Origin of the sequence: Streptomyces sp. NPDC048479, assembly GCF_040651435.1 — a bacterium.
In the GTDB taxonomy this organism is placed as follows: Bacteria; Actinomycetota; Actinomycetes; order Streptomycetales; family Streptomycetaceae; genus Streptomyces.
In genome coordinates, this window is the sequence record NZ_JBEZKA010000003.1 from 310,888 (window position 1) to 323,391 (window position 12,504).

The 12,504-nt window shown below is 70.3% G+C and carries 11 protein-coding genes; 9 read left to right on the forward strand and 2 right to left on the reverse strand.

Annotated elements, in window-relative coordinates; translation table 11 throughout:
* Nucleotides 1–58: 58 nt before the first annotated feature.
* Complete coding sequence (gene clpB / locus AB0D12_RS06775) at nt 59–2,644, forward strand: ATP-dependent chaperone ClpB (protein ID WP_362677779.1); 2,586 nt, start codon at nt 59–61, stop codon at nt 2,642–2,644.
* A 140-nt stretch (nt 2,645–2,784) separates the two neighbouring features.
* Nucleotides 2,785–3,336, forward strand: a complete 552-nt coding sequence (locus AB0D12_RS06780; RefSeq protein WP_362677781.1) for a YbjN domain-containing protein — start codon at nt 2,785–2,787, stop codon at nt 3,334–3,336.
* 21 nt (nt 3,337–3,357) lie between these two features.
* Here AB0D12_RS06780 and AB0D12_RS06785 read toward each other — a convergent pair whose 3' ends face one another.
* Both AB0D12_RS06785 and AB0D12_RS06790 read right to left on the reverse strand, forming a co-directional pair.
* Nucleotides 3,358–4,560, reverse strand: a complete 1,203-nt coding sequence (locus AB0D12_RS06785) for a glycosyltransferase family 39 protein (protein WP_362677783.1) — start codon at nt 4,558–4,560, stop codon at nt 3,358–3,360.
* A gap of 122 nt (nt 4,561–4,682) precedes the next feature.
* Entirely contained in the window at nt 4,683–5,882 is a 1,200-nt protein-coding gene (locus tag AB0D12_RS06790; RefSeq protein WP_362677785.1) for a pyridoxal phosphate-dependent aminotransferase, read from the reverse strand.
* Nucleotides 5,883–6,017: 135 nt separating this feature from the next.
* Here AB0D12_RS06790 and AB0D12_RS06795 point away from each other — a divergent pair, with 135 nt between their 5' ends.
* The 7 genes from AB0D12_RS06795 (at nt 6,018) to fbaA (ending at nt 12,425) form a co-directional block, all read left to right on the forward strand.
* Complete coding sequence (locus tag AB0D12_RS06795; protein ID WP_362677787.1) at nt 6,018–6,290, forward strand: hypothetical protein; 273 nt, start codon at nt 6,018–6,020, stop codon at nt 6,288–6,290.
* 375 nt (nt 6,291–6,665) lie between these two features.
* Nucleotides 6,666–7,184, forward strand: coding sequence for a DUF2617 family protein (locus tag AB0D12_RS06800; RefSeq protein WP_327325029.1), 519 nt, complete (start codon nt 6,666–6,668; stop codon nt 7,182–7,184).
* 54 nt (nt 7,185–7,238) lie between these two features.
* Complete coding sequence (locus AB0D12_RS06805; RefSeq protein WP_362677789.1) at nt 7,239–8,834, forward strand: polyamine aminopropyltransferase; 1,596 nt, start codon at nt 7,239–7,241, stop codon at nt 8,832–8,834.
* Between the two features lie 68 nt (nt 8,835–8,902).
* Entirely contained in the window at nt 8,903–9,796 is an 894-nt protein-coding gene (locus AB0D12_RS06810) for an SRPBCC domain-containing protein (protein ID WP_362677791.1), read from the forward strand.
* 26 nt (nt 9,797–9,822) lie between these two features.
* A complete protein-coding gene (locus tag AB0D12_RS06815; RefSeq protein ID WP_362677793.1) occupies nt 9,823–10,620 on the forward strand; it encodes an aldose 1-epimerase in 798 nt (265 codons plus the stop codon).
* Between the two features lie 10 nt (nt 10,621–10,630).
* Entirely contained in the window at nt 10,631–11,170 is a 540-nt protein-coding gene (gene pyrE, locus AB0D12_RS06820) for an orotate phosphoribosyltransferase (RefSeq protein WP_327325033.1), read from the forward strand.
* 223 nt (nt 11,171–11,393) lie between these two features.
* Nucleotides 11,394–12,425 (forward strand): class II fructose-bisphosphate aldolase, encoded by a 1,032-nt coding sequence (gene fbaA, locus AB0D12_RS06825; RefSeq protein WP_362677795.1) that lies wholly within the window; start codon nt 11,394–11,396, stop codon nt 12,423–12,425.
* Nucleotides 12,426–12,504 lie beyond the last annotated feature (79 nt).

Here is a 12,504-nt window from a genome sequence, read left to right on the forward strand (position 1 = left end):
CAGGTTGAATGAGTCAGTGTTGAGGGAAAGAGTCCTACAGCGAGGAGGAGAGGCCGCAGTGGACGCCGAGCTGACCAACAAGAGCCGGGATGCGATCAACGCCGCCACCACCCGGGCCGTGTCCGAGGGGCATCCCGATCTGACCCCCACGCATCTGCTGCTCGCGCTGCTCGCGGGCCAGGACAACGAGAACATCACCGATCTGCTGGCCGCGGTCGAGGCCGACCAGGCCGCCGTACGGTCCGGGGCGGAGCGGCTGCTGGCCGCGCAGCCCAGCGTCACCGGGTCCACCGTCGCGCCGCCGCAGCCCAACCGCGAGCTGCTCGCCGTCATCGCCGACGCCGCGCAGCGGGCCAAGGAGCTCGGGGACGACTACATCTCCACCGAGCATCTCCTCATCGGAATCGCCGCCAAGGGCGGTCAGACCGGGGAGGTGCTGGACCAGCAGGGGGCCACGGCGAAGAAGCTGCTGGCCGTGTTCGAGACGGTAAGGGGAGGGCGCCGGGTGACCACCCCCGACCCTGAGGGGCAGTACAAGGCGCTGGAGAAGTTCGGTACGGACTTCACCGCCGCGGCCCGCGAGGGCAAGCTCGACCCGGTCATCGGCCGGGACCAGGAGATCCGCCGCGTGGTGCAGGTGCTGTCGCGGCGTACGAAGAACAACCCCGTCCTCATCGGTGAGCCCGGCGTCGGGAAGACCGCGGTCGTCGAAGGCCTCGCCCAGCGGATCGTGAAGGGCGACGTGCCCGAGTCGCTCAGGAACAAGCGGCTGGTCTCGCTCGATCTCAGCGCGATGGTCGCGGGCGCGAAGTACCGCGGTGAGTTCGAGGAGCGTCTGAAGACCGTCCTCTCCGAGATCAAGGAGAGCGACGGCCAGATCATCACCTTCATCGACGAGCTGCACACCGTCGTGGGCGCCGGCGCGGGCGGCGACTCGTCCATGGACGCGGGCAACATGCTGAAGCCGATGCTGGCGCGCGGCGAGCTGCGCATGGTCGGCGCGACGACTCTCGACGAGTACCGCGAGCGGATCGAGAAGGACCCCGCGCTGGAGCGGCGGTTCCAGCAGGTGATGGTCGCCGAGCCGTCCGTCGAGGACACGATCGCGATCCTGCGCGGGCTCAAGGGCCGGTACGAGGCACACCACAAGGTGCAGATCGCGGACTCGGCACTGGTCGCCGCCGCGACGCTCTCGGACCGGTACATCACCTCGCGCTTCCTGCCCGACAAGGCCATCGACCTTGTGGACGAAGCCGCCTCCCGGCTCCGTATGGAGATCGACTCGTCGCCTGTCGAGATCGACGAACTCCAGCGCTCCGTCGACCGGTTGAAGATGGAGGAGCTCGCCCTCAAGAACGAGACCGACCCGGGCTCCATGCAGCGCCTGGAGAAGCTGCGCCGCGACCTCGCCGACAAGGAGGAGGAGCTGCGCGGCCTCACCGCGCGCTGGGAGAAGGAGAAGGAGGGCCTCAACCGCGTCGGTGCGCTGAAGGAGAAGCTCGACGAACTGCGCGGCCAGGCCGAGCGGGCCCAGCGCGACGGCGACTTCGACACCGCGTCCAAGCTCCTGTACGGGGAGATCCCGGGCCTGGAACGGGAGTTGGAGGAGGCGGCGGAGGCCGAGAAGGAAGCGGCCAAGGACACCATGGTCAAGGAGGAGGTCGGCCCGGACGACATCGCGGACGTCGTCGGCTCCTGGACCGGGATCCCGGCCGGGCGGCTGCTCGAGGGCGAGACGCAGAAGCTGCTGCGCATGGAGCAGGAGCTGGGCAGGCGGCTGATCGGCCAGACCGAGGCGGTGCGGGCGGTGTCCGACGCGGTCCGGCGCACCCGGGCCGGGATCGCCGACCCCGACCGGCCGACCGGCTCGTTCCTCTTCCTCGGCCCGACCGGTGTCGGCAAGACCGAGCTGGCGAAGGCCCTCGCCGACTTCCTTTTCGACGACGAGCGGGCGATGGTCCGCATCGACATGAGCGAGTACGGGGAGAAGCACTCCGTGGCCCGGCTGGTCGGCGCGCCTCCCGGGTACGTCGGCTACGAGGAGGGCGGCCAGCTCACCGAGGCCGTGCGGCGGCGTCCATACTCCGTCGTGCTGCTCGACGAGGTGGAGAAGGCGCATCCCGAGGTCTTCGACATCCTGCTCCAGGTCCTCGACGACGGCCGGCTGACGGACGGGCAGGGCCGGACGGTGGATTTCCGCAACACGATCCTGGTCCTGACGTCGAACCTCGGCAGCCAGTATCTGGTCGAGCCGCTCACCTCGGAGGAGGAGAAGCGGGAGCAGGTCCTGGAGGTGGTCCGGGCGACCTTCAAGCCGGAGTTCCTGAACCGGCTGGACGATCTGGTGGTCTTCTCGGCACTGTCCCGCGACGAGCTCGCGCACATCGCGAAGCTCCAGATCGACCGCCTCGCGCAGCGCCTCGCCGAGCGCAGGCTCTCGCTGGAGGTCACCCCGGCGGCGCTGGAGTGGCTGGCCGACGAGGGCAACGACCCGGCGTACGGGGCGCGCCCGCTGCGCCGTCTGGTGCAGACGGCGATCGGCGACCGCCTCGCGAAGGAGATCCTCGCGGGCGAGGTCGCGGACGGCGACACGGTCCGGGTGGACCGTTTCGAGGACGGACTGATCGTGGGCAAGGCGGGCTGACGCGGTGCGGGGTCCGTCTTGCCGAGGCGAAAGGCTCCGGCCGGAAATGTCAGCCTGCAGCGGATCGGGTGAGTCGGGGGTTGCCATGCCCCGCCGGGCATGGGAGAGGATGGCGGGAACCGTACGAAGGGAAATACACGGTGACCATCGATCCGTCCTCGATTCCTAATTTCGGGGGCCAGCCCCAGCCGCAGGCCGCAGGACCGGCGGGCCCCGTCGTTCCCGATCAGGACCTGGTCAAGCAGCTCCTCGATCAGATGGAGCTCAAGTACGTCGTCGACGACGAGGGCGACCTCGCCGCGCCGTGGGAGGAATTCCGCACGTACTTCATGTTCCGCGGCGAGGAAGACCAGCAGGTCTTCTCGGTGCGGACCTTCTACGACCGTCCGCACGCCCTTGAGGAGAAGCCCAAGCTCCTCGACGCGATCGACGACTGGAACCGCCGCACCCTGTGGCCGAAGGTCTACACGCACATCCACGACGAGGACGAGGACGCACCCAGCACGGTCCGCCTCATCGGCGAGACGCAGATGCTGATCGGCATGGGCGTCAGCCTGGAGCACTTCGTGTCGTCGACGGTCAGCTGGGTCCGGGCCTCGATCGAGTTCGACAAGTGGCTCGTGGAGCAGCTCGGCCTGGAGCCGGCGGACGAGCAGTCCGCCGACGAGAAGCCCGCCGACGACGAGGCCTGAGCGGCCCCCCGGCAGCACCGGCTACGGCGCCAGCGGGGACAGTGTCACCAGATACGTCCCGTAGGCGAATGACAGCCCGGCCAGCGCGACGGTCACCACGACCGCCGCACTCGGCCGGGCTTTCGTCATGACGCGGGCCACCGGCAGCAGCAGCGGAAAGGCCGGCAGCAGAAAGCGCGGCTTGGACTCGAAGAAGCCGGAGCCGCCGACCGTGATCAGCACCAGCACGATGGTGTAGACGAACACCGCCAACGGCGGCCGCTCCAGCGCGAACAGCACGAACAGGACCACCGCCGCCGCGACGATCAGCAGCGCCACCACGGGTGGGAACATCGCCGGGCGCAGCACGATGTCGCGCACCACCTTCAGCGCTCCGATCCCGAAGTCGAAGCGCGAGTTCCAGCCGCGCTGCACGGCGAAGTACCCGTCCAGTGGGTCGCCCTTACGGAAGCCGACGAAGAGCACATAGCCGCACCAGCCGAGCGGGGCCACGGCCGCGCCCGTCCCGATCCGCCAGCCCGGGCGCTCGCCCCGCCGGTACGCCTTGGAGACCTCGTACGCCGCCACCGCGAGCACCGCCGCGGCCACCGCGATCCCGTTGGGCCGGGAGAGCCCGGCGAGCGTCGCCAGCGTGCCCGCCCATACCCAGCGGCGGGTGAGCAGCGCGTACAGCGACCAGGCGGCGAACGCGGTGAGTACCGGCTCCGTGTACGCCATGGAGAGCACGATCGAGTGCGGCAGCAGGCCCCAGAGCAGGACCACCGCGGTCGCGATGCGCCGCCCGCTCAGCCGCTCGACGACCGCGTAGATGCCCCAGGCGGCAGCCGCGGCCGCGGACCAGGAGAGCAGCAGCCCGGCCGTGCCGCTGGTCACCGGCAGCAGGGTTGTCACCCCGCGCAGCAGCCCCGGGTAGAGCGGGAAGAACGCCAGATCGCTCTGGACCGAGCCGTCCGGCCAGCGCAGGACGCGGCCGTAGCCGTGCTCGGCGATCAGCATGTACCAGTCGGAGTCCCAGGCACGGGCCACGAGCATCCGGGGCGAGCGCCCGATGTGCCAGGCCCAGCCCGCCATCACCAGCAGCCCGGCCAGTCGCGCCGCCGCGAACAGCCCCAGCGCGGGGGCTGCCCTCAGCAGCGCGGTGCGCCAGCGGGGAGCGGGCCTGGCAGCCGCCGCCGCTGTGCTGTCGAAAGTGTCGGCGGACAGGGTGCACCTCCGGGCGCGCACAGGGGGTCGGTCAACCCGACCTTGTGCCGCCCAAGGCGCGCGCGCGAGCGCTGCGCAGCAGATGGTGCTGGTTCTTACCCGGTCGGCTGAAGGTGTGCGTGTCACTCGTGACAGCGGGCGGTTCAGCCGTTATTGAGCCCCTTCAGGCGGGTCACGGCCTCCTGGAGCACCGACTCGCGCTTGCAGAATGCGAATCGGACGAACGGCGCGCCCTGGTCACGGTGGTCGTAGAAGACCGCGTTCGGGATGGCGACCACCCCGCACCGTTCCGGCAGCGCCCGGCAGAAGGCGAAGCCGTCGTCCTCGCCCAGGGACCGGATGTCGGTGGTGACGAAGTACGTGCCCGCCGGGCGGTAGACCTCGAAGCCGGCATCCACCAGACCCGCGCTCAGCAGATCCCGCTTGGCCCGCAGACTGTCCCGCAGGTCCTCGAAGTACGTGTCCGGCAGCCGTAGCGCCTCGGCCACCGCGTACTGGAACGGCCCCGCCGACACGTACGTCAGGAACTGCTTCGCCGACCGGACCGCCGTGACCAGCTCGGGCGACGCCGTCAGCCAGCCGACCTTCCAGCCGGTGAACGAGAACGTCTTGCCGGCCGAGGAGATGGTCACCGTGCGCTCGCGCATCCCGGGGAAGGACACGATCGGGACGTGCTCGCCGTCGAAGGCGAGATGCTCGTACACCTCGTCGGTGACGACGAGCAGATCACGCTCGACGGCGAGTGTGGCGATCGCCGCCAGCTCCTCGCGCGTGAGCACCGTGCCGGTCGGATTGTGCGGCGTGTTGAGCAGGATCAGGCGGGTCCGGTCGGTGATCGCGTCCCGCAGCTCGTCCAGGTCGAGGTGGTACGAGCCGTCCCGCGGCCGCAGCGTCACCGGTACCCGCGTCCCGCCCGCCAGCGCGATGCACGCGGCGTACGAGTCGTAGTACGGCTCCAGCGCGATGACCTCGTCGCCCGGCTCCACCAGCGCGAGCAGCGCCGCCGCGATCGCCTCCGTCGCCCCCGCCGTGACCAGGACCTCCGTGTCGGGGTCGTACGACAGGCCGTACCGCCGCTGCTGGTGGTCGGTGATCGCGGTGCGCAGCTCGGGGACCCCGGGACCCGGCGGGTACTGGTTGCCGCGGCCGTCGCGCAGCGCCCGTACCGCCGCCTCCCTGATCTCCTCGGGGCCGTCCGTGTCGGGGAAGCCCTGGCCGAGGTTGATCGACCCGGTCCGTACGGCCAGCGCCGACATCTCCGCGAAGATCGTCGTGCCGAATTCCGCCAGCCGGCGGTTGAGCAGCGGTCGTGGTCCGGGTTCGCGTCCAGTCATGGTCGACATCCTGTGCCCAAGCTCTGGAGTTGCTCAAGTCTGCTTTGGGTCTTCGGAGCCAGGGGCATCCCCCTCTCACACAAGAAGCGGTCACGCAAAGACGCGGGGGGCTCGCTTCGGGGGAATGGAAGGACGGTGAGAGCAATGGCAGCTTTCTTCGGGATTCTGATGGTCGTCTTCGTCTTCGCTGTGATCATGGCCAGCACGGCACACGGGAAGAAGAACAACAGGCGCAGGACGGTCAAGAGCCGTCGGCGCAGCGGGGCCGGGGGCAGCGGTGGCAGCTGGTGGGCGGGTGGCGGCGGCGCGTCCTGCGGCGGCTCCTCGTCCTGCGGGGGCTCTTCGTCCTGCGGGGGTGGCTCCTCGTCCTGCGGAGGTGGCGGGGGCGGGGGCGGATGCGGTGGCGGAGGCAGCTGACACGGGGCAGCCGGTCCGCGACCACTGAAGGCACCCGGCGGGTGAACTCCCGCCGGGTGCCTCCTTGTTGGCTGCTCTGTCGGCCGCCGCGCGACACGCTCCACGGCTCACCGTTGTCGACCCTGTCGACCCTTTTTTGTTGAACAGTTGAACTGTAAGGCCCCCGAGGGGATGGAAACCCAACCAAGTTGGGTAAAAGCGCTGTGGGTGCCGCGTAGTTCATGATTCCCTCGCTGTTGGAACCTGTAGGAACCATCCAGCCCCTCGTTCCTCATGTGGACCCGAGCAGGCGTTCCCCGCTTTCTTGACCTTCCCCCTCCGGGGCGCCCCCGGTCCACGTGTCCACCTGCCGAAGCGTGTTTGCGGAGCCGACCCATGCTCACGACCCTCAAGACCGCCTATTCCGACACCAGTGCCGACGACCTCGCCTGGGCGTTGGGCCGGGAGCCGCTCCCTGCCCTGGCCGTACTCGATCTCGAACTTTCGGGTGCGAAACTGCAGTTGAGACTGCTGGGCGCCTCCCATCAAGTGCTGCTGGAGGAGGAGCGGGGCAACTGCTCCGAGACCGTCGCCTGTATGCGCGGCAGCAGTACTCCGCTGCCGCTCGGCGTGGCCAAGCGGCTCGGCGACTGGGAGTACGAGTTCGCGGCCCATGTCGAAACGCTCACGAAGGGGTCGTTCGCGGGGCGCGCGCAGGAACTGCTCGCGCTGGTCGCCGACCACCCGAACGGACTGGCCGGGACCTTTCCCGGCTCGCCGCACGCGTTCACCGCGATGCTGGCACAGCGGTTCGATGACCAGGTGCGGTGGCGCACCTGGCACGCCTATCCGCAGGAGGGGCGCCTCGTTGTCACCCGAACGCGTGTCGGTGCCCGTATGCCGGCCCTGCTCTAGTCGCACCCTTGTGGGTGACAGAGTGAATGTGTGCAGTGACGTAGCGTTACAAACATGATCGACCAGCGGCCGGCCTCACCGCCCGAGAGCGTGCTGCGGCTGCCCGTCCGCCCGGACGCCGGCCGGTATCTGGTGCTGGTCGCGGTCTTCGTCTGCGCCGCCTGCGGGCTGGTGTACGAGCTCGAACTGGTCGCCCTCGCCTCGTACTTGATCGGCGATTCCGTCACCCAGGCATCCGTCGTCCTCTCGGTGATGGTCTTCGCGATGGGCGTCGGCTCGCTGCTCGCCAAGCGGCTGCGCTGCCGGGCGGCAGTCGGCTTCGGTCTGCTGGAGGCCGCGCTGGCCCTGATCGGCGGCTGCTCGGCCATGGTGCTGTACGCCTCCTTCGCCTGGATCGGCGAGTCCCGGTTCGTGCTGGTCGTGTTCTCCCTGGCCATCGGCGTGCTGATCGGCGCCGAGATCCCGCTGCTGATGTCCCTGATCCAGCGCATCTCCCGGCGCGACGCGGAGGGCACGGTGGCCGATCTGTTCGCCGCCGACTATGTGGGCGCCCTCGTCGGTGGACTCGCCTTCCCGTTTCTGCTGCTGCCGTGGCTGGGTCAGCTCATGGGCGCGCTGCTGACGGGAGCCGTCAACGCGGTGGCGGGCGGGCTGCTCGTGCTGTGGCTCTTCCGCCGCGATCTGACGACCCGTTCGCGCTGGTGGCTGCTCGCCGCCAATGTGGCGGTGCTGGCGGTGCTGGCGGCCGCGGCGGTCCTGGTCGACGATTTCGAGCGGGCTGCGCGCAGCGCGGTCTACGGGCACCAGGTGCGGGTCGCCGTCCACACCGACGTACAGGAAGTCGTGCTCACGGGCGGCCGGTCGGGGCCGCCGGATCTCTTCCTGGACGGTCGGCTGCGTGTCAGTGGGCGCGACGAGTACCGGTACCACGAGGCGCTGGTCCACCCGGCGATGCGCGGGCCGCACGCACGCGTACTGATCCTGGGCGGCGGCGACGGGCTGGCCGCGCGCGAGGCGCTGCGCTATCCGGATGTCCGGTCCGTGACCGTCGTCGAACTGGACCCGGGCGTCGTCCGGCTGGCGCGCACGGACCCGGCGCTCGCCACGCTGAACGCCCACGCCTACCAGGATCCGCGGGTGCGGGTCGTCCCCGCGGACGCCTTCTCCTGGCTGCGTGCGCCCCAGGGGATGTACGACGTGGTGATCTCGGACCTCCCCGACCCCGGCATCACTCCCAGCACCAAGCTGTACTCCCAGGAGTTCTACGGGCTCGCCGCACGGGTCCTCGCGGACGGCGGGCGGCTGGTCGTGCATGCGGGGCCGCCGGCCTCCCGTCCGCACACCTTCTGGACTGTCGACGCGACGCTGCGCGCGGCCGGGTTCGGCACCCGGCCGTACAGCGCGACCGGCCGGCTCCCGGGATTCGCCGCAGGACCGGACCGTGTGACGGGCACTGCCGCCGCGTCGCGCGACTGGGGGTTCCTCCTCGCCGCCGTGGGCCGGGTCCCGCGGCTCGGACTCGACGCCGACGTACCGCGGCTGCGGGCACTGGGCCCGTCCACGCTCGCGGCGGGGGTGCGCGCCGCCGCGCGGACCAGGCTGCCGGACCTGCCGCCGTCGACGTTGGTGCACCCGCGGTACACAGACTGAGTACGGACTGCGCAGTACACGGACCGAAACGCTGACGTAGCGGTCGTGCCTGGGTAGGCTCGGCTCCCATGGAGCATGAGGTGTTCGTTCCGCTTCCGGCAGAGGCCCTCCGACAGGCGCTGCGGGACCCCGCGCGGGTCGCCCGCTGCGTCCCCGGGCTCCAACAGGCCGCGGAGGAGTCGGCCGGCCCGCTCTCTGGGCGACTGAAGATCCGGATCGGCGGGCACACGATCACCTATCGCGGCACCCTGCACATTGTCGAGCAGGGCGACACCTTCGCTGTCGAGGGTGAGGGCGTGGAGGCGCGCGGCACGGGCTCGGCCAAGGTGACCCTGACGATCCGTCCGGAACCCACCGACGGCGGTACGAGGCTCTGCTTCACCGGGACGGCCGGCGCGGAGGGCCGGCTGGCGGAGCTGGCCGACTCTACGACGGCATCGGCCGCGCACCGGCTGCTGGACCGGTTCGCCGACCGGCTAGCCCTGACGGCGGAGCCGACACCGGAAGAGCTGGAACAGCCGGTCGACGGCGGCGAGGCCCCTGCGGACGCCGCGAAGCCGTCCGTGTTCGATGCGCCCGTGCCGCCTCCGTCGCTCGACCCGGTCGCCGAGGAGCAGTTCGACGCAACGGATGTGCCGGAGGTGCCCGGCGTACCGGACGTGCCTGCCGTACCGGACGTGCCCGATGTGCCGGAGGTGCCCGACGCATCCGAAGCACCGGAGCTGCAGGAGCTCCCCGCCGTCCCCGTCGAGCCGCCCGCCGAGGCCGCGCACGCCCGCCGCACCATGATCGGGCGCAGTGCCGAAGAGGTCGACCACGCCCCGCCGCGCGGCCGCTACGCCCCTACGCCCGCGCCCGAGGCAGGCACCGCCGGCGCGACCCTGCGCTGGCTCGCGCCCGCCGCGGCCCTCGCGCTCGCCTCCGCGGTTGTCGTCGGCCGGGTGCTGCGCCGCCGCAAGTAGTCGCCGGTCGCCAGTACTGTCGTCGTGTGAGTAGCAGCGAAGAAAACATCCGGCTGGCCGCCGGAGACGTCGAGTTGACCGTGCATCCGCAGAACGGCTGCCGCATCGCGAGCCTGCGCATCGGCGGCACCGAGGTGCTGCGCCAGGGCGAGCGGTACGGCTCCTTCCCGATGGTCCCCTGGTGCGGCCGCGTCGGGCACGGCCGGTTCAGCAACGGAGACGTACGGCATCAACTGCCGCTCAACTCACCGCCGCACGCCATCCACGGCACGGGCCGCGACACCGCCTGGCACACCGCCCGCGCGAGCAAGAGCGAGGCGGCCTTCACCTATGACCTCGCCGACCCCTGGCCGTACAGCGGGCGCGTCACTCAGGCCTTCGAGCTGGCCGAGGACTCGCTGATCCTCACCATGGGCGTCGAGACGTACGAGAACTCCTTCCCGGCCCAGGCCGGCTGGCACCCGTGGTTCCTGCGCAACCTCGGCACCGGTGAGGACGCACGGATCGACTTCACGCCCGAGTGGCAGGAGGAGCGTGGCCCCGACCATCTGCCCACCGGCCGGCGCGTCGCCCCGCTGCCCGGCCCGTGGGACGACTGCTTCGGGATGCCCGACGGTGTCTCGGTCACGCTCACCTGGCCGGAGCAGCTGGAGCTCACGGTTACCAGTCGCGCCGAGTGGGTCGTCGTCTACGACGAGGAGGGCGAAGCCATCTGTGTGGAGCCGCAGTCGGGCCTGCCGAACGGTCTCAACACCCACCCGCAGCTGGTCACCCCGATCGAGCCGCTGGAGATCGCGACCACCTGGGCCTGGCGCCGCCTTTAAGCTCATGGGCATGACTGACGTACGTGCTGAGCTGCTCCAGCAGATCAAGGACAAGGCCGTGGTGCACGGCAAGGTGACCCTCTCCTCGGGTCTTGAGGCCGACTGGTACATCGACCTGCGCCGGATCACGCTGGACGGCGAGGCCGCGCCGCTGGTCGGCCAGGTGATGCTCGATGCGACCGCCGAGCTGGACTACGACTGCGTGGGCGGTCTGACGCTGGGCGCCGACCCGGTGGCGACGTCGATGCTGCACGCCTCGGCGGCGCGCGGGCAGCGGCTCGACGCCTATGTCGTACGCAAGACGGGCAAGGCGCACGGTATGCAGCGCCGGATCGAGGGCACCGACGTCAAGGGCCGCCGCTGTCTGGTCGTCGAGGACGTCTCGACCACCGGCGGCTCTCCGCTGACCGCCGTCGAGGCGGTACGGGAGGCCGGCGGCGAGGTTGTCGCGGTCGCCGTGATCGTGGAGCGGGGCGCGGCTCCGGCCATCGCCGAGGCGGGGCTGCCGTATGTCAATGCGTACTCGCTTGACGAGCTCGGGCTCGCCTGACCCTCCTTCGCCGACTCGTGACCTAGGTCCCGAGACGCCCTCTGACCTGCGATGACGTCGAGGGGCGTGCCGTTTCACGTGAAACAGCACGCCCCTCGCGCAGGTCGGCGACCCACGCGGGGTGGAGCCGCGCGCAGAGTCTGGAAAGATGGGCGCCGACGATGACGTCGCCCCCAGGTCAGGGCCAAGCACCACATACCCGCACATCACAAGGAGCGGACACATGCCCATCGCGACTCCCGAGGTCTACAACGAGATGCTCGACCGGGCGAAGGCAGGCAAGTTCGCCTACCCGGCTATCAATGTGACCTCGTCCCAGACCCTGCACGCTGCGCTTCGCGGCTTCGCGGAGGCCGAGAGCGACGGCATCGTCCAGATCTCCACCGGTGGCGCCGAGTTCCTGGGCGGCCAGTACAAGAAGGACATGGTCACCGGCGCGGTCGCGCTCGCCGAGTTCGCGCACATCGTCGCCGCCAAGTACGACATCAACGTCGCGCTGCACACCGACCACTGCCCGAAGGACAAGCTGGACGGCTATGTCCGTCCGCTGATCGAGATCTCCGCCGAGCGCGTCAAGGCCGGCCAGAACCCGCTGTTCCAGTCCCACATGTGGGACGGCTCGGCCGAGACCCTCGCCGACAACCTGGCCATCGCCCAGGAGCTGCTCGCGCAGGCCGCCGCCGCCAAGATCATCCTCGAGGTCGAGATCACCCCGACCGGTGGCGAGGAGGACGGCGTCACCCATGAGATCAACGACGAGCTGTACACCACGGTCGACGACGCGCTGCGCACCGCCGAGGCGCTCGGCCTGAGCGAAAAGGGCCGCTACCTGCTGGCCGCCTCGTTCGGCAACGTCCACGGCGTCTACAAGCCGGGCAACGTCGTCCTGCGCCCCGAGCTGCTGAAGGACCTGCAGCAGGGTGTGAGCGAGAAGCACGGCCTGAAGGCCGGAAGCCAGCCGTTCGACTTCGTCTTCCACGGCGGCTCCGGCTCGACGGTCGAGGAGATCGCCACCGCGCTGGAGAACGGCGTCGTGAAGATGAACCTCGACACCGACACCCAGTACGCCTTCACCCGCCCCGTCGCGGACCACATGTTCAAGAACTACGACGGTGTGCTGAAGGTCGACGGCGAGGTCGGCTCCAAGAAGACCTACGACCCGCGCACCTGGGGCAAGGCGGCCGAGGCCGGTATGGCCAAGCGTGTCGGCGAGGCCTGTGCCGCGCTGCGCTCCGCGGGCACCAAGCTCAAGTAAGCGGCTGGGGCAGGCGGCCCAGGCCGGCAGCCCGAACAAGCGTCATCCGTACGCCGGGCCCGGCACCCCTTCCCGGGGT